The 16,174-nt window shown below is 61.5% G+C and carries 20 protein-coding genes; 8 read left to right on the forward strand and 12 right to left on the reverse strand.

The genetic code is table 11. From position 1 onward, the window contains the following. Positions 1 to 15: 15 nt before the first annotated feature. The 3 genes from CAY35_RS02140 to CAY35_RS02150 form a co-directional block, all read right to left on the reverse strand. Entirely contained in the window at positions 16 to 714 is a 699-nt protein-coding gene (locus tag CAY35_RS02140) for a hypothetical protein (protein WP_109303136.1), read from the reverse strand. A 38-nt stretch (positions 715 to 752) separates the two neighbouring features. After that, on the reverse strand, positions 753 to 1,511 hold the full coding sequence (locus tag CAY35_RS02145; RefSeq protein WP_109303137.1) for a hypothetical protein: 759 nt from the start codon (positions 1,509 to 1,511) through the stop codon (positions 753 to 755). A gap of 92 nt (positions 1,512 to 1,603) precedes the next feature. After that, positions 1,604 to 2,155 carry a YceI family protein gene (locus tag CAY35_RS02150; protein WP_109303138.1) on the reverse strand — a complete coding sequence of 184 codons (552 nt, stop codon included), beginning with the start codon at positions 2,153 to 2,155 and terminating at the stop codon, positions 1,604 to 1,606. Between the two features lie 188 nt (positions 2,156 to 2,343). Here CAY35_RS02150 and CAY35_RS02155 point away from each other — a divergent pair, with 188 nt between their 5' ends. From CAY35_RS02155 to ccsB, 6 genes are read left to right on the forward strand one after another with little or no spacing between them, the layout of a single operon-like run. Next, a complete protein-coding gene (locus tag CAY35_RS02155) occupies positions 2,344 to 2,778 on the forward strand; it encodes a histidine phosphatase family protein (RefSeq protein ID WP_309136516.1) in 435 nt (144 codons plus the stop codon). Continuing rightward, a complete protein-coding gene (locus tag CAY35_RS09920) occupies positions 2,739 to 3,011 on the forward strand; it encodes a histidine phosphatase family protein (RefSeq protein WP_309136517.1) in 273 nt (90 codons plus the stop codon). The genes CAY35_RS02155 and CAY35_RS09920 overlap by 40 nt, the downstream gene beginning before the upstream one ends. Positions 3,012 to 3,030: 19 nt before the next feature. Beyond that, on the forward strand, positions 3,031 to 3,666 hold the full coding sequence (locus CAY35_RS02160; protein ID WP_239541497.1) for a TlpA family protein disulfide reductase: 636 nt from the start codon (positions 3,031 to 3,033) through the stop codon (positions 3,664 to 3,666). Then, the gene (locus CAY35_RS02165; protein WP_109303139.1) at positions 3,663 to 4,478 is read left to right on the forward strand and encodes a cytochrome c biogenesis CcdA family protein; all 816 of its coding nucleotides are present in this window, start codon (positions 3,663 to 3,665) and stop codon (positions 4,476 to 4,478) included. Before CAY35_RS02160 ends, CAY35_RS02165 begins: the two co-directional genes overlap by 4 nt. Beyond that, positions 4,475 to 6,133, forward strand: coding sequence for a cytochrome c biogenesis protein ResB (resB, locus tag CAY35_RS02170; protein ID WP_258265591.1), 1,659 nt, complete (start codon positions 4,475 to 4,477; stop codon positions 6,131 to 6,133). Before CAY35_RS02165 ends, resB begins: the two co-directional genes overlap by 4 nt. A 24-nt stretch (positions 6,134 to 6,157) precedes the next feature. Beyond that, the gene (ccsB, locus tag CAY35_RS02175; RefSeq protein ID WP_109303140.1) at positions 6,158 to 7,303 is read left to right on the forward strand and encodes a c-type cytochrome biogenesis protein CcsB; all 1,146 of its coding nucleotides are present in this window, start codon (positions 6,158 to 6,160) and stop codon (positions 7,301 to 7,303) included. Positions 7,304 to 7,408: 105 nt separating this feature from the next. Here ccsB and CAY35_RS02180 read toward each other — a convergent pair whose 3' ends face one another. From CAY35_RS02180 to CAY35_RS02190, 3 genes are read right to left on the reverse strand one after another with little or no spacing between them, the layout of a single operon-like run. Further along, the gene (locus tag CAY35_RS02180; protein ID WP_101630370.1) at positions 7,409 to 7,771 is read right to left on the reverse strand and encodes a hypothetical protein; all 363 of its coding nucleotides are present in this window, start codon (positions 7,769 to 7,771) and stop codon (positions 7,409 to 7,411) included. Next, the gene (locus CAY35_RS02185; protein ID WP_101630371.1) at positions 7,772 to 8,056 is read right to left on the reverse strand and encodes a hypothetical protein; all 285 of its coding nucleotides are present in this window, start codon (positions 8,054 to 8,056) and stop codon (positions 7,772 to 7,774) included. Beyond that, positions 8,056 to 8,508 carry a PLD nuclease N-terminal domain-containing protein gene (locus tag CAY35_RS02190; protein WP_109303288.1) on the reverse strand — a complete coding sequence of 151 codons (453 nt, stop codon included), beginning with the start codon at positions 8,506 to 8,508 and terminating at the stop codon, positions 8,056 to 8,058. The genes CAY35_RS02185 and CAY35_RS02190 overlap by 1 nt, the downstream gene beginning before the upstream one ends. 61 nt (positions 8,509 to 8,569) lie before the next feature. Between CAY35_RS02190 and CAY35_RS02195 the strand changes: the two genes are divergently transcribed. Beyond that, positions 8,570 to 8,905, forward strand: a complete 336-nt coding sequence (locus tag CAY35_RS02195) for a hypothetical protein (RefSeq protein ID WP_146191896.1) — start codon at positions 8,570 to 8,572, stop codon at positions 8,903 to 8,905. A 76-nt stretch (positions 8,906 to 8,981) separates the two neighbouring features. Here the strand turns inward: CAY35_RS02195 and CAY35_RS02200 are convergent, their stop codons facing one another. The 6 genes from CAY35_RS02200 to CAY35_RS02225 form a co-directional block, all read right to left on the reverse strand. Continuing rightward, positions 8,982 to 9,875: a 1,4-dihydroxy-2-naphthoate polyprenyltransferase gene (locus CAY35_RS02200; RefSeq protein WP_109303142.1), complete on the reverse strand. Its 894-nt coding sequence runs from the start codon at positions 9,873 to 9,875 to the stop codon at positions 8,982 to 8,984. A gap of 51 nt (positions 9,876 to 9,926) precedes the next feature. Beyond that, complete coding sequence (locus tag CAY35_RS02205; protein WP_258265592.1) at positions 9,927 to 11,174, reverse strand: AMP-binding protein; 1,248 nt, start codon at positions 11,172 to 11,174, stop codon at positions 9,927 to 9,929. Positions 11,175 to 11,178: 4 nt separating this feature from the next. Then, positions 11,179 to 12,138, reverse strand: coding sequence for a 1,4-dihydroxy-2-naphthoyl-CoA synthase (locus tag CAY35_RS02210; protein ID WP_101630374.1), 960 nt, complete (start codon positions 12,136 to 12,138; stop codon positions 11,179 to 11,181). Between the two features lie 87 nt (positions 12,139 to 12,225). Next, positions 12,226 to 12,945, reverse strand: a complete 720-nt coding sequence (locus CAY35_RS02215; RefSeq protein ID WP_109303143.1) for a lysoplasmalogenase family protein — start codon at positions 12,943 to 12,945, stop codon at positions 12,226 to 12,228. Between the two features lie 11 nt (positions 12,946 to 12,956). Continuing rightward, positions 12,957 to 13,421 (reverse strand): PaaI family thioesterase, encoded by a 465-nt coding sequence (locus tag CAY35_RS02220; RefSeq protein ID WP_109303144.1) that lies wholly within the window; start codon positions 13,419 to 13,421, stop codon positions 12,957 to 12,959. A gap of 28 nt (positions 13,422 to 13,449) precedes the next feature. Further along, positions 13,450 to 14,733 carry a dicarboxylate/amino acid:cation symporter gene (locus CAY35_RS02225; protein ID WP_109303145.1) on the reverse strand — a complete coding sequence of 428 codons (1,284 nt, stop codon included), beginning with the start codon at positions 14,731 to 14,733 and terminating at the stop codon, positions 13,450 to 13,452. A 210-nt stretch (positions 14,734 to 14,943) separates the two neighbouring features. On the opposite strand from CAY35_RS02225, the gene CAY35_RS02230 reads away from it, so the two are divergent. After that, positions 14,944 to 16,173 carry a thiolase family protein gene (locus CAY35_RS02230; protein WP_109303146.1) on the forward strand — a complete coding sequence of 410 codons (1,230 nt, stop codon included), beginning with the start codon at positions 14,944 to 14,946 and terminating at the stop codon, positions 16,171 to 16,173. Position 16,174: the final 1 nt, after the last annotated feature.

The following is a 16,174-nucleotide window of genomic DNA, read 5'->3' on the forward strand; positions in this document are numbered from 1 at the left end:
TATTGTGGCGTGGTTCTACCGGCGGTAGAGGCTCATTCGCTTGTAGTCCCGGACTGCCCGGTACCAGCCGCCAGCTACGGCCCAGCAGATGATCGAGATGAGCGGCAGAACAGCCGTCAGCATGCCCCAGGACGGTGCGCTCAGCGAGCCGATGATCGTCAAAGCCAAAGTTATCGAGGCCCCGACGATACCGAAAATGCGCCAGCCGTTGCTGCCCCTGAACGCCAGGATGCCCGCGATCAGAGCGAAAACACCCACAACAACCAGGAACACACCAATGAGAGGCACCATGGCTTTGACAGAGCTGATGAGCTGTTCTTCGCTAACGCCCTGCTTCGCTGCCTCCACAAACACTTCAGGCCCCAGCACCTGCCGTAGCTCCTGGTCGCTTACTGCGCCGAAAGCCGCAATGACGACGATCGCGCCAACGATCGTGAGGGCAGCCCACAACCAGGCCGCGATCGAACCGAACACAACGCTCGCTGGCCGCTTGGGTGGGGTCGTCGGAATCGAGTCGCCCGAATAGTTACCCCAGCCAGGAGCCTGCGCGCCATAAGGGTTCGGAGCGGCCTGAGGAGGCTGCGGCATAGGGCCGTCCCAGCCGAAGCTCTGCGGCTCCTGCGCAGGCGATTGCTGAGAGGCCGGTGGTGGCGTGCTTGGCTGATTCTGGCCGTACGGTTCCGGTGCGTTAGGCGGGTGAGGGGTGTTCGTCATGTTTCCTCAATCGTCGGTTATGGAGGGAAATAGCCTGCTTAGCGGCGGGCACGCTTGAGCTGTGCTTGTTGCCGAAGCCACGCGTTTGTTGCCGGCATCGTCCATCCAACAATGATGATCGCCATGCATGCAAGCCACACGACGGCCACCAACGGGTTGCTGACGATGCTGAAGAGCGCCACGACACTAGCCAGAGCGGCCAGAATGACGCCGATGAACCGCCATGCGCGGGAGCCGGTGATGACGAAAATTGCGGCAACCGAGAACAAGGCGCAGAACACGAGGATCGCGATACCCGTGTTCCGCATGAACCCTAGAAGGGCTTCGTAACCGCCGATCTGATCCAAGCCCGTATAGAAAGACTCTAGAAACTCCGGAGGCATTTCCTCGGTGATGATGCGTTCAAGTTCCTGCGGGGTGAAGTTCGAAGCCATCAGAAGGCCGAAGCTTGAAAGAAAGCCGAAAGCGGAAAAGACCCACGCGAGTACGCATCCAGCAATCATGAGCCCGGGGCGGCGTGCAGGCTGCTGTTGCCACGGGTTGTTGACCGGCCACCCGTTCTGGTCGTAAGCGAAATGAGGTTCTCCCCAACCTGGCCCCGGTTGCGAATCCCAGCCGCTCATAGTGTTGTAGCTGGTCTGGTGCGTATCCGGCGTTGGCCCCTGCTGATTGACCGGTGGCGGGTAACTGCCCGGCGGCAGGTCTTCGCGCCGGACTCCATAACGCGGCTCATCAGAGGAAGCGCTGTCACCCCACTGGGGGTCGCGGTCACGGTTAAAGTCAGAGGTTTCGCTCATGCCTCCATCGTACTGGCACGAGCGAAACCTCTGAATGTGTAGAAACAAGAAAGATGTGAACCTCGAGAGGTCACGAAAGCAAGGGACGCGCCTTATGCGTCGGCCTTGACGAACTCCGCGTCGATCTGCAGGTTGACCTTGTCAGCAACCAGAACGCCGCCGGCCTCGAGCGCAGCGTTCCAGGTCAAGCCGAACTCCTTGCGGCTGAAGTCTGCCGTTGCTTCGCCACCGGTGCGGGTTGCGCCCATTGGGTCGTCGACAACGCCAGCGAAGTCAATGTTGAGGGTCAGCGGCTTGGTGGTGCCTCGGAGCGTGAACTCACCCTCAACGGTTAGGTCGCTGCCTTCGCCGGTGATCTTGGTGGAGACGAAGTGGGCCTTCGGGTAGGTCTCCGTGTCAAAGAAATCTGCAGAACGCAGGTGCTCATCGCGGCCTTCGTTGGAGGTGTCCACGGAAGCGACGTCGATGGTTACCTCGAGCTTGGAGTCTTCGAGCGTTTCGCCCACGGTCAGTACGCCGGAGTCAGCGGTGAAGCGTCCGCGGGTGCGGGCGATCGCTGCGTGGCGAACCGAGAAGCCGATCTCAGTGTGTGCGGCATCCAGGTTCCAGGTGCCTGGGGTCAAGTTCAATGGAAGTACGCTCATCGCGGCCTCTCCTTCATAGGGTTGAGTCATAAGATTGACGGGTCAATGGTTGATGTATCAACTACTTTAGTTGAGGGGCAACTATTTGTCTACCCAGCCAAGTGAACTGCGGGCTCAAAGGATGCGAAAAACAACCTGAACGTTCACTGAATCTCCACCCGTGCGCTCCCTCTGAGAGAATAGGCACCATGTCCCATGCTGTTGTCCATCTTGTTCGCCACGGTGAAGTCGAAAACCCTCACCGCGTGCTGTATGGTCGCCTGCCCGGCTACGAGCTCTCAGAACGCGGCCACGCAATGGCCCGCCTGGTTGCCAAACACTTCGCGGAACAAAAAGAACACGGAACCAAGTTCGTGTCGCTCATCAGCTCCCCGCTGATCCGCGCACAACAAACCGCAGACCCCATCGCACAGGCGCTCGAACTCCCGATCACAACCGAGCCCGGCGTGATCGAAGCCGAATCCAAACTCGAGGGCTACAGCAACATCAAGGACACCCTGCTGAGCACGCCACGCCTCTGGCCGCTCGTACGTAACCCCTCACCCCATCGTGGGGAGAGCCCTACGCCCACCAGGCAACCCGCATGGCACAGGCCATCAGCCGACACCGCGACCAAGCCGTAGAGGAACATGGCCCAGGCGCCAACATCGTCGTTGTATCCCACCAGCTACCCATCTGGGTCACCCGCCTAGCAACCGAAGGCCGCTCCCTGGCGCTCAACGCATTCCGCCGCGAATGCACGCTCGCCTCGGTCACCTCGATCTCCTTTGACCGCAACGGCAACGCCGTAGACCTCACCTACTCAGAACCAGCAGCAGAACTCCTCCCTGGAACGGTCAACGTCCCAGGGGCATAGGTACATGGATCACACCGGAATGAACGCCTCAATCACCCCAAACCCACGCTACGGACGCCGCGCCGTGCTCGGATTCATGCTCGCAACAGCAGCCGCAGGGCTCGCCGCATGCTCCACCGAATCCAGCAACCTCGCCAACCAAAACAAAGAGGGCAGCGGAAAAGGCTACGTAGCCGGCGACGGCTCCGTGAGCGAATACGCCCCCGAAGACCGCGGCGAACCCGTCGAATTCACAGGTGAAACGTTCAGCGGAACCAAGATCGACGCCGCAAGCTACGCGGCGGGCGATGTGCTGGTCCTGAACTTCTGGTACGCCGCGTGCTCGCCGTGCCGAGTGGAAGCGCCAGCGCTCAAGGCAGTCGCAGACGAGTTCAAAGACAAAGGCGTAACGTTCCTGGGCGTCAACGTGCGCGATGAAAAAGCCGCAGCAGAAGCCTTCGATAAAACCTTCAAGATCCCGTACGAATCCGTCCGCGACCTCGAAGGCGGGGTCCTGCTCGCGCTGTCCCAATACGTGCCGCCACAGGCCGTGCCTACAACACTCGTGTTGGACCCGAACCGCCGCGTATCGGCACGAGTACTGGGCGTTGTTGAAGAGTCCACCCTGCGCGCTCTCATCAAAACCGCGCAAGAGACCCCCGCTGACACCAAATGATCAGCACCGCACTCGCGGCGGCAACAGCGGCCGCGGCCACTGCATCGGCGGCAGGTACAGCAGGTAACCAGGCCGCCGCATCGATTGCTGACGGCTCACTGCTGGTCGCGTTGCCCATCGCCGCGCTCGCCGGGCTCATCTCCTTCTTGTCCCCGTGCGTACTGCCGCTACTGCCGGGCTACATGGGGTACGTCACCGGGCTGACCGGCATGGAGCTCAACCAGCACAAGCGCGGCCGAGTGTTCGCGGGCATCGGCTTGTTTGTTCTGGGCTTCTCCGTGGTCTTCGTGCTGATCGGCGTTGTGTTCACGCGCGCCTACATTTGGATGCTCAACGAAGGCCAATGGGTCACCCAGGCGCTCGGCGTTGTCGTCGCGTTGCTTGGTGTGGTTTTCATGGGCGGCTTCGGCTTCATGCAACGCGAACGCCGGATCAGCAAACGCCCACCCGCCGGGCTGTGGGGCGCGCCGCTGCTGGGCATGACATTCGCGCTCGGCTGGGCACCATGCATGGGGCCGACGCTGGCGGCGGCTCTCGCTCTGACGACCGGCCCGAACGCGAACGTTCCACGAGGTGCCCTGATTACGTTCGTGTACTGCCTGGGTCTAGGAATTCCGTTCTTGCTGGTCGCGCTGGGGCTTTCCAAGGTCACGCGCGCGGTTTCGTTCTTCCGTAAACATCAGCTCGCCGTGATGCGCACAGGCGGCGTGATTCTGATTCTCTTGGGGATTGTGATGGCTTCCGGCTTGTGGAACACCTGGATTGCCGAGCTACAGAACTGGTTCGCTAACGAAGTGAGGTTGCCGCTGTGACCAAGAAGGACGCCGCGAAGAAAGCGGGAACCGCACCGGCTGCAACGAAGAAGCCCGCAAAGAAGCCACAGCAGAAGCAGCTGGCGCCTGCTCTCGGCCCGCTAGGCATGCTGCGGTGGGCGTGGACCCAGCTGACAACCATGCGCACCGCGATGGTGTTGCTGATGCTACTCGCGGTGGCTGCCGTTCCGGGCTCCTTGTTCCCGCAGCGCAATCAGGATCCGCAAGGTGTGGCGCAGTACATCGCAGAGCACAAGGTCGCTGGCCCGATCCTGGACAAGCTGCAACTGTTCGACGTCTTCACGTCCGTATGGTTCTCGGCGATCTACCTGCTGTTGTTTGTTTCGCTCATTGGGTGTGTGATTCCGCGTGCCCGCCAGCACGCGCGAGCAACTGTACGCCCGCCGGCGCGAACCCCGGCGCGGCTCAACCGGATGCCGGTCAACGGCGTGATCGAGCTCGAAGCGGACCAGGGTGATAGCGAGGAGATCGCGCAGAGCCTGCGCACCATCTTGCGCAAGCGCCGCTACCGCACCGCGATCGAGGAGCGCGACGGGCAGCTCTCGGTTGCCGCGGAACGTGGCTACCTGCGTGAATGGGGAAACCTCACATTCCACGTTTCTCTGATCGGCGTGCTGGTCGCCGTCGCGCTGGGTGGCTTGTTCGGGTACAACGGCCAGCGCATCATCGTTCAGGGCGAAGGGTTCACCAACACGCTCATCGCTTACGACCAGATCTCGCCAGGCCAGCGGTTCAAGGCTGAGAACTTGCAACCGTTCCAGCTTAAGCTCAAAGATTTCAAGATCCAGTTCGACCGCCAAGAACGTGCGGACGGCAAGTACGGCCAGCCGATCGACTACGAAGCGAACCTCGAGGTACGCCGCAGCCCGGACGCCGAGTGGACGAGCGAAAAGCTCAAAGTGAATGAGCCGTTGCGAGTTGCCGGCACGGATATCTACTTGCTTGGTAACGGCTACGCCCCGATGATCACGGTGACGGACGGGGAAGGCAACGTTGCTTTCTCTGGCCCGGTTGTCGCTCGGCCACAGGACCCGTCCTATATGTCTCTGGTGGTCCTGAAGGTGCCTGACGCGAAGCCGAGCCAGCTTGGTTTCCAGGGTTTCTTCCTCCCTACCACGGTTGTGGGCGACGACGGGGTCTCGTATTCGGGTGACCCGGAGGCGCTCGCGCCATCGTTGAACCTGGACTCCTACTACGGCGACCTTGGCCTTGAGACGGGTGCGCCGCAGAACGTGTACGTGCTCAAGACGGACAAGATGACGCAGCTGAACTCGCGCAAGCTCGATGCGGGCGGCATCGTCCTGGGTCTGAACCCTCAGAACCGCGAATACGAGCTGCCGGAGGGTAAGGGCACCATCCGTTTCGATGGCTTGAAGCGGTTCATCGGCATCGAGATTCACCACGATCCGGGTAAGCCGTGGCTGCTCGGGTTCTCGATGCTCGCTGTGGCTGGTTTGTTGGCGTCGCTGTTCATTCCTCGCCGCCGCGTATGGTTCAAGGTTTCAGAGCCGTCTGAGGACGGCAAGCGTAGAATTGAATATGCACTTCTTGCCCGCGGTGAGGACCCGCGTTTGCAGACTGAGGCGGAAGCGCTGGTGACGAAAGTTTCCGGCCGCTATGCAGTGGCTGAGTGATGGTGCTGATCACCGAGAGAACGGATGACTGTGACGACTGTGTTTTCTTATCTCCCCGCGTACACCCCTAAGGGGGATTTGAACCTTTCCTTGGGTTCGACCTCCGAGCTGCTGATGCTGTTGGCGGCGATGGCGTACTCGGTGACGTTCGTGGTGTTCGCATACGACTTGGTGCGTTCTTCTCAGACGATTCGCGACATCGAGAAGTCGCTCGTGAAGGAAGAGAAACGTGCGCTGGCTGCCGCTGCGGCCGGTAAGGGCACGGCCGGCAATGTCACTCCGGGTTCGGTTGCGGTTGCTGAGCGTGATGTGTCGGAGACTGAGCGGGATACCGAGCGGGTGCGTCACCGGAACGCGACGGTGGATGGTCAGCTGGTCGATGACGACATGGACTACGACGAAAAGGCACCGACGCGCCGCTTGGCTCGGGTTGCGATCGCTTTGATGTGGTTGTCCTTCGCGATCCACGCCGCTGCCGTGGTGACCCGTTCGATCGCCGCGCAGCGCGTTCCGTGGGGCAACATGTACGAGTTCATGACCACGGGTGCGCTCGTGGTTGTTGCGGTGTACTTGGTCGCGCTCATGGTCAAGGACATCCGTTTCATGGGTGTGTTCGTCTCTGGCTTGGTCGTAGCGATGATGTGCTCGGCCACCATGGCGTTCCCAACTCCCGTTCAGCACTTGCAGCCGGCGCTGCAGTCGCCGTGGTTGATCATTCACGTTTCGATCGCGGTATTGGCTTGCGCGCTGTTCACGTTGACGTTCGCGATGGCTGTCCTGCAACTCATTCAGTCACGCCGCCAGGCCGCGCTACTGGCTGGCCGCGAGGACAAACTGCCGTGGCTGCGTTTGGTGCCGTCCGCGGTGACGCTTGAGAACGTCGCTTACCGCATCAACGCGGTCGCATTCGTCGCCTGGACGCTGACGCTGATCTTGGGTGCCGTGTGGGCGAACGAAGCATGGGGTCGCCCGTGGGGCTGGGACACCAAGGAAGTCTGGACCTTCATCATCTGGGTTGTCTACGCAGGCTACTTGCACGCTAGGGCAACCCGCGGCTGGACCGGCGACCGCTCCGCATGGCTGAGCATCATCGGTTACGGCTGCATCATCTTCAACTTCACCGTCGTCAACACCGTGTTCGCGGGCCTGCACTCATACGCAGGCATCTAGCGGCTGACGGGCGCGGCGGCCGCTAGTGTGGCCGTTAACGTGGGTGGCCGGGGCTCCTTGTCGGAGTCCCGGCCACCCACGTTTAACTGCTATGTGTTCCGCTGTTTATGCGGCGTGGGGGATGGATTCGCGCTTGCGCACCATCACGATGCCGATGAGCGCTAGCGTTACCGCGAGGACGAGGTCTGCAGGGGTCACGAAGTAGGCGTCGTAGAGGAACTGCTCGGCGGTGAAAAGCGCGCACCGCAGAATCGCGAGGACTGCGACGGTAGCTACGAGGCCAGGGGCGTAGGTGGTCTTATCGCGGGCCATGAGCGCTGCCGCGATCAGCGGGATAATCAGCGAGACGCCCCACACGGTGAGTACCAGGCCGCGCGGCGGAAGCGCCGAACTCACGATGAGAACGAGCAAGAACACGTGATACACAGCCGGCGCGAAAAGAAGCACGCAGATCGATTTGCGGTTCACTTAGTCACCATCCTGAGGGCTTTGGTTTCCCTGGTTTTTACGGCGGAACTGTTCTTCGTAGGGGTTCTCACGAGTTTCGAAAAACGGGGACTCTTCGAGGTGCATCCCGGCTTCCTTATCGCGGCGATCACCACGCATGAGCCACACAATGAACGTCGCGAAAATCGCGATCAAAACGAAAACGCCCACCGTTCCCAGGATCACCGGAAGCCACGTCGGCTGACTATCCGTGACCGGGCCATCGTAATGCGTCGGATTCAACGGCAGTACCGTCAGCAGATGCATCACAGTCGGCCACCGCCAGTCGAGCCGCCTTCGGAGTCGTTCTCGGCGCTGTCATCGCCATCGCGCTCTGCTGATTCGTCCCGTTCGGTTCGCCGGTCCTGGTCCGCGGCCTGTTCACGCTCACGCAACGCGGCTTCCCGCGCCTCAAGTTCCTTTTCGCGGCGCAACGCGTCCTGCTGCATCTTCTTCCGGTCCCGCTCAAGGTTCAAGCGTTCAAGGAACGCCGCATCGTCATCTGGGCCCTTGCCGCGGGGAGCGGCAGCCGGCGCAGTCTTATCCGAACCCAGGGTCAACCACAGCACCGCGCCAACCACCGGCAACACGATGATCGCGGCGATCCACACACCCTTCGGGAGAGAACGCACGCGATGCTGAGGCGTCCCGATCGCGTTGAACAACGCGTACAGGATAAAAACAAGAACCAGTGGAACGATGAATACGAGCCAACGCATACGGTCCATTCTAGTTTGCGGCCAGCACGGCCCCTCCACAGGTCACCGTTAGACTGGTGCGGTGAAGGTTTTTTGGATGGGTTTGATCCGCGGCGTGATTCTGATTGGCGTCGCGATGCTCGTGTACTACTTTTTCGCGTTCAACCGTTGGCCAGTCGGCGGCGCTATCGCGTCAGTGATTGTGGGTGCGGTTGTCTCGTTCGCGGTCACGTTCCTGTTCATGAACAAAGCCCAAGCTGAGGCTAGCCAGCAGTTCCGCCGCGCACTCAACCGCCGCAAAGACGAAACCGAAGCCACGAAGGCCCCTAAGACGGAAGCGCCGAGCGACGAAGACGTCGAAGACGCCTACCTCGACGCGCAAGACAGCAGCGCGCAAGACGACCTCGCGGACCGCTAGAACGGCACACACTTAAACGGATACGGCCGCCGCATCAACCATCCCGGTTGATGCGGCGGCCGCTCTTTGAGGACCGCTAGGCCATCAGAAGCTTATTGATCACGACAGCGAACGAGAACAGCACAGCGAAAACCACTTGAATCAGGCTCGTGGTTGCGAGCGCCGGAATGAGGTCGCGGCGGTCCTGCGCCGTCAACACCGCGGCGCACGGCTTGAACGCAACAACGAACGTCAACAACACCACGAAAAGCCACGTGTTCGTGACAAACCCGAGGCTCACCGGCCCCAAGATCGCAACGACGATCATCAGAACATAGATCAGGCGCGCCGGACGGTCCCCAACACGCACCGCGAGCGTGCGCTTGCCCGCGGCACGGTCGGTCGGCACGTCACGAATGTTGTTGACCATCAACAAAGCAGTAGCGATCAACCCTACGGAGATCGCACCGAGCCACGAATGCCCCGTCAAACGCCCCAACTGGGTGTAGGTCGTGCCGACCGTGGCAACGAGGCCAAAGAAAATGAACACGAACAGCTCGCCCAAACCGAGGTAACCGTACGGGTTCTTACCGCCCGTGTAACCCCACGCCGCAGCGATCGCGAGCGCACCCACGATCAGCAAGACCCACGTCTGCGTCATCCAAACGAGACCCAGGCCAGCGGCCGCCGCCAACCCGAAGCACAAGAACGAGGCAAACTTGACCGCCCGCGGGCTCGCCGCCCCGGACCCAGTGAGCCGGAACGGACCCACACGGTTGTCATCGGTGCCGCGCACGCCATCGGAATAGTCGTTCGCGTAGTTGACCCCGATCTGCAGCAACAGCGACACCACCAGAGCAAGCAACGCCGGAATCCACTTGACCGAACCCGACGCCGCGTAACCCGCCGCAACACCCACCACCACGGGTGAGACGGCCATCGGGAGCGTGCGCAGGCGAGCGCCAGAAATCCATTGTGAGGCAGTGGCCACGAAGAACGAGGTCCTTTCTAAAAAGACGTAACGGGTAAATGAACCCGCTAGTTAGATTAGCGTGCTCAAGCGAGTAACCGCGGCTTGCCGGTCAGGTTTGTGGTTGCTGAGCCGCGGGATCGCGTCGGCCCGGATCACGACGCGGGGTACGGCTGCCGCTGAAACGTTCGCCTTCACTGTAGCGGCAATGTCGGTCTCGGTTGCGTCCCCCGCATAGATGAGGCCGACCGTCTGCCCCCACTCGGGGTGCGGGACCGGAACCACGACGGCTTCGCGGACCGACGGCATCGACTCGATGGCCGCCAGGATGCGGGCCGCGGAAACCTTGACGCCGCCGGTGTTGATGACGTCATCGATGCGGCCGCGGATCTGAAGCACGCCGTTGGGCAGGAGAGTGCCGAGGTCGTCCGTGACATACCAGCGGGTCGGGTGTGCGTGGCTCATACGCGGATCGGGGGAGTGCGTCACGAAGTGCTGCTCGGTGCGTTCCGGGTCGCCGATATACCCAGCCGCGACCTGCGGGCCGCCCAAGCTGACACGGCCGTCGGAATCGATCGAGATCGAAACACCCGGCAGCGGCTCGCCGTCGTACACGCACCCGCCGCAGGTCTCGGCGGAACCGTAGGTCAACACGACTGGGATGCCGAGTTCGCGTGCGCGTTCGAGTGTGGCCGGCGGGGTGGCGCCGCCACCCACCAGAACGGCGGCGTAACGCTTGAGCGCGTTGATGCCTTGGGGTGATTCCAGGAGGCGTGTCAGCTGGGTCGGGACCAGGGAGGTCAGCAGACGCGGCGGCTGCGGAGAATCAGTACCGTGGCGTGCGCTGTTGGCGAGTTCGTCAGTCGCGGCGGCAAAGGCTTCAGCAGTGAACCGCGAACGCAGATCCATCGTTACGAGCGTGGTGCCCGCGAGCACAGTCCGCGAAACCACCGCGAGCCCAGCAACATAATGCAGTGGCAACGCAAGCAGCCAATGGCCGGCACCGATCCGCTGAGCGGTCGCGGCCGCGGAAGCCTTGAGAGCATCAGCCGGCAAGGCTGTGCGCTTAGGCATCCCGGTAGACCCCGATGTGCGGATCACCGCCGCGGTACCCTCCGGAGCATCTTCCGGATGCTCGACCACGAACGGGATACCGGCTTCCGTGCTTGTGTCAGCGGAGTCAGCGGGCGCCTCAACGATCTCAACCGCAGGGCCCGCGCCCTCTAGCGCGGCGGCAAGCCGGGCACGCACATCCGCAACAGCAGAAGCGAACGCGTGCGCCGCATCGTCAGACCCCGCATCGTTACGCAAAACAGACACTGAATCAGAAGTAGTACGGGTGGGCCGACCAGTCCGGATCGCGCTTCTCAAGGAACGCGTCCCGGCCCTCAACGGCCTCGTCCGTCATGTAGGCCAGGCGCGTAGCCTCGCCGGCGAAAACCTGCTGGCCCGCAATACCGTCATCGACAGCGTTGAACGCGAACTTCAACATGCGGATTGCCTGAGGCGACTGGCGAGCGATATCCGCCGCGTACTCCAGCGCGACCTTCTCAAGCTCGGCATGCGGAACCGCGGCGTTGACCGCGCCAGCATCCACCATGTCCTGAGCCGAATACTCGCGAGCCAAGAAGAAAATCTCACGCGCCTTCTTCTGACCAATCTGGCGAGCCAACAGCGCCGAACCGTAACCGGCGTCGAAGGAGCCAACTGTGGCGTCAGTCTGTTTGAACTTACCGTGCTCAGCCGAAGCGATCGTCAGGTCCGCGACCACATGCAGCGAGTGCCCGCCACCGGCAGCCCAACCGTTCACGACCGCGATCACGACCTTAGGCATCGTGCGGATCAGGCGCTGAACCTCAAGAATGTGCAGACGACCGGCGCGGGCAGGGTCGATCGTCTCGCGCGTCTCGCCCGCGGCATAACGGTAGCCATCACGGCCGCGAATACGCTGGTCCCCACCCGAGCAGAACGAATGCCCGCCGTCCTTAGGGGACGGGCCGTTACCCGTGAGGATCACAGTGCCCACATCGCCAGTCATGCGGGCGTGATCCAACGCCCGGTACAACTCGTCGACCGTCCCAGGGCGGAACGCGTTACGCACCTCCGGGCGGTCGAACGCGATGCGGACCGCACCCAGATCGCGCACAACGGCGCCGCTGGCGTCCCGCTCAACCTGGCGGTGGTAGGTGATGTCCTGGAAATCAAAACCCTCAACAACGCGCCACGCGGTGGGGTCGAAAACGTCAGAAACCTTCTCAGGCAAAACAGAATCTTGAGCAGTCACACGCCCAGTCTAGTTGACACGGCACACGCCAAGCCGGGCGTTACTGGGCCAGCGTCACTGGGCGGGCATTACAGTGCTGAGGCCGAGTCACATGACCGCGGACGTGACCCCGGACTGCAACAACGCCCACCACGTAAAGCCGAACAATGCCAAGTGATACGTGACCATCACGGCAACCGAATGAGCCTGGTCCCGGCTCACAAACTGCTTCCACCCCAGCAACGCGTCCGAAGCATAAAAGAGCAAAGCCGCACCAATAACCCACCAGCCACCAGGCTGGCGAACATGCAACGACGCAGCCAACACCATCGTCGAAATCAAAGCAATATAGACCGTGGTCACCAGGCTCAGGTGATCACGATGCGCGGCCCGAATCAGCCGCAAACCCACGGCAAAGAAGCCGGCCACCACCACGATGCCGGCGACGAGCAAGCCGATCCAGCCGCCCTCGGGCATACCCGGCTCAGCACCTCGTTGAACCGGCCCGGCCCAGGCGCGCCACGTCAACGTCACCGTCAAGACCGCCTGCGCGCCCCCAAACGCCAACGCCCCATACATGAAGCGCCCGCGGTCCAACAGCAGAAGATCGCCCAGCAACGCGAAACACAAAGCACCCGCAACGAGCGTCGATGCCCAGGCAGGATGCGGACGCGTCAGGCCCGTCAGCACCACGCTCGCCGTCAACAACGCGGGAACCGACGCCTTCGTGACCCAACGCCACGTGCCCTCGGTGCGCGGAGTCAGAATCCAGTCCGCGATCGCGGCAACCCCGGCAAGGATCAAACACACTACGGCGACAACCGGCATGGGAACAGCTCCTAGACGTCCAACGAGAACAAGCTCGACGTCGCGCTAGCCAACAACGTGCCGTCCTCGGCATACAACTTGCCAGTCGTCACCGTGACAGAGCGGCCCGACTTCTCGACCTCGCCCACAACACGCATCAGGCCAGACGCAAGCGTTACGGGGCGAAGCATCCGAACGTGCAGGTCCATCGTCGTGAACGCGTGGCCCGGCCGCGACATCGTATCCGCGGCCATGCCGCACGCGTTATCCAGAAGGGTAGAAACGAAACCTCCATGCCCCGAACCGATCTTGTTCAGGAACTCCGGCTTCATCTGGCACGTCAGTTCCACCGCGCCCTCGCGGGCATCAACCAGGCGGACACCCAGCAGCTTGTTAAACGGTGCCGGCGCAATCTCGCCGTTGATCTGGGTGTGTAACACCTCAAGACCCGTGCGGTCGATGTGCAAATTGCGGTGTTTAGAATCTTCCAAGGCCATGCAACCTAGTTTAGGCCGCGCAGACGCCTTAGCTTTCCTCGACGAACTCCGGCTCCTCCAAAGCCTCTGGTTCCACGTCCTTGCGGTTGCGAGCCAAACGGTCAACGACCATCGCAATAGCGCCGTCACCCGTAACATTCGCGGCAGTACCGAAGGAATCCAGCGCGATGTAGGTCGCGAACATCAGGCCAATCTGAGCCTCATTGAAGCCCAACATCGAACCCAACAGGCCCGAAGCCGCAGCGATCGCACCACCCGGAACGCCCGGTGCCGCAATCATCATGACGCCCAGCATCAGGATGAACGGCAAGTAGTGGCCAAACGCAATATCCGTGCCGGACAGCATCATGACCGCAAGCGAGAACAGAACGATCTTCACCATCGAACCCGAAAGGTGGATGGTCGCGCACAGCGGAATCACGAAGTTTCGAACCGGATCCGAAACTTTGTTCTTCTTAGCCGCCTCGATCGTGACCGGAATGGTCGCGGCGCTCGAAGCGGTACCCAACGCCGTGACATACGCCGAACGCATGTTCCACAGCGACTTCAACGGGCGGCGGCCCGCAACAGCGCCAGCGATCAGGTACTGAAGTACCAACACAGTCAACGTCAACAACAGCGCAACCAAAGCGACCAGCAGGAAGTTGCTGACCACGTCGCCCACAGCACCCGAAAGCGTCAGGTCCATGAAGATGCCGAAAATGAACAGCGGGAGACCAGGGATGATGATGTTGCGGATCAGCTTGTCAACGATCTTGCGGAAATCAACCGCCGCATCGAACAGTGCGTTCGACTTGATCGCAGTGAGCCCCAGGCCCAAAATGAACGCCAAAACCAGCGCCGGCAAAACCTCGATTGCCGGAGGCAACACGATCTCCGGAACAACAGGCTCCTCAGAGGCCTCCTGAACAATCGCGAAATACGGGTTAATGCCCGCGCTCGCCTCACCGATGTTTGGCGCGTGTCCATTCAAGAACGACGGGAACACTGAATACGCCACGACATAAGCCAACACGCCAGCAGCGATCGTGGAACCGTAGGCAATTCCGGCCGTCATACCCAAAAGCTTGCCGGCGCCACGACCCAACTCAGCGATAGCCGGCAAAACCAAGCCCAAAATGATCAGCGGGATCGCAAACGTCAAGATCCCGGAGAACAGAGAGTTATAGGTCATGAAAACGCGAGCGAGCCAGCCCGGCATGATCGAGGCCTTGTCGGCCCCCTCGCCGTAGGTAGGCAACGTCAGCGCGATGCTGGCGACAATGGCGATCAGCACCCAGGCAAGCAGGGGGAGACGGCGGAAGAAAGACATGATTCCTTCTCAATAATCGGGGCGAAATGACTCAGAGGTAATGACTCATTGCAAGACGGTAATAACTGAAAGTAAGACTACTCACATTTAGGGGTATGTGTCACAGATCTCCCGCTGCACCGCGGCACATGAAACACTGGGATAAACACCCATATGCTTCGTGGCCGCGAATCCGCGCGCCCCGGTGCGAACCTCTACTAAAGGAGAACCATGACTGAAGCGATGCTGGTCGGCGGTGTACGTACTCCAGTTGGACGCTACGGAGGCGCACTGTCCTCTGTCCGTCCAGACGACCTGGCGGCCCTTGTCATCAAGGAAGCAATCGAACGTGCAGGCATCGACCCAGAAGTAGTCGATGAAGTCATCCTCGGCAACGCTAACGGTGCAGGCGAAGAAAACCGCAACGTCGCACGCATGGCGTGGCTGCTCAACGGCTACCCAGACTCCGTGCCAGGCATCACCGTCAATCGTCTGTGCGCATCGGGCATGTCCGCGATCGCGATGGCAACTCAGATGATCAAGGCCGGCGACGCCGAGATCGTGGTTGCCGGTGGCGTTGAGTCGATGTCCCGCGCGCCATGGGTCATGGAGAAGCCAGCCAAGGCATTCGCAAACCCAGGTAAGGTTCACGACACCTCGATCGGTTGGCGTTTCCCGAACCCTAAGTTCCTCTCCGGTGAGCTCTCCCGCGACGGCAAGTTCACCTACTCGATGCCAGAAACGGCGGAAGAAGTTGCACGTCAGTACAACATCTCCCGCGAAGACGCCGACGCTTTCGCGGCGTCCTCCCACGAAAAGGCCCTCGCCGCTATCGAAGCTGGCCGCTTCAAGGACGAGATCGTTCCGGTCTCCGTGTTTGACCGCAAGGGCAACGAAACCATCGTTGACACTGACGAGGGCCCACGCCCAGGCTCGACCCCAGAGGTTTTGGCCAAGTTGCGTCCAGTCGTCAAGGGCGGCGAAGTCGTGACCGCAGGTAACGCATCCTCCCTCAACGACGGTGCGTCCGCGATCATCGTGGCCTCGGAAGAAGCCGTCAAGAAGTACGGCCTCAAGGCACGCGCACGCGTTGTCTCCAACGCTGCTGCAGGTCTCGCCCCAGAAATCATGGGTATGGGTCCGGTCCCATCGACCCGCAAGGCGCTTGAGAAGGCCGGCCTCGACATCTCCGACATCAAGGCCGTAGAGATCAACGAAGCGTTCGCAAGCCAGTCGCTCGCTTCTGTCCGCGAGCTCGGACTCGACCCAGAGATCGTCAACCGCGACGGCGGCGCGATCGCGCTTGGCCACCCACTCGGCTCCTCGGGTGCGCGCATCGTCATCACCCTCCTGGGCCGCATGGACCGCGAACTCGGCGAAACCGAAGGCCGCAAGCTCGGCCTCGCGACCCTGTGCATCGGCGTAGGCCAGGGCCAGGCGATCATCGTGGAGGCCGTCTAAA

This window comes from Pseudoglutamicibacter cumminsii (assembly GCF_003143995.1).
GTDB lineage: Bacteria > Actinomycetota > Actinomycetes > Actinomycetales > Micrococcaceae > Pseudoglutamicibacter > Pseudoglutamicibacter cumminsii_B.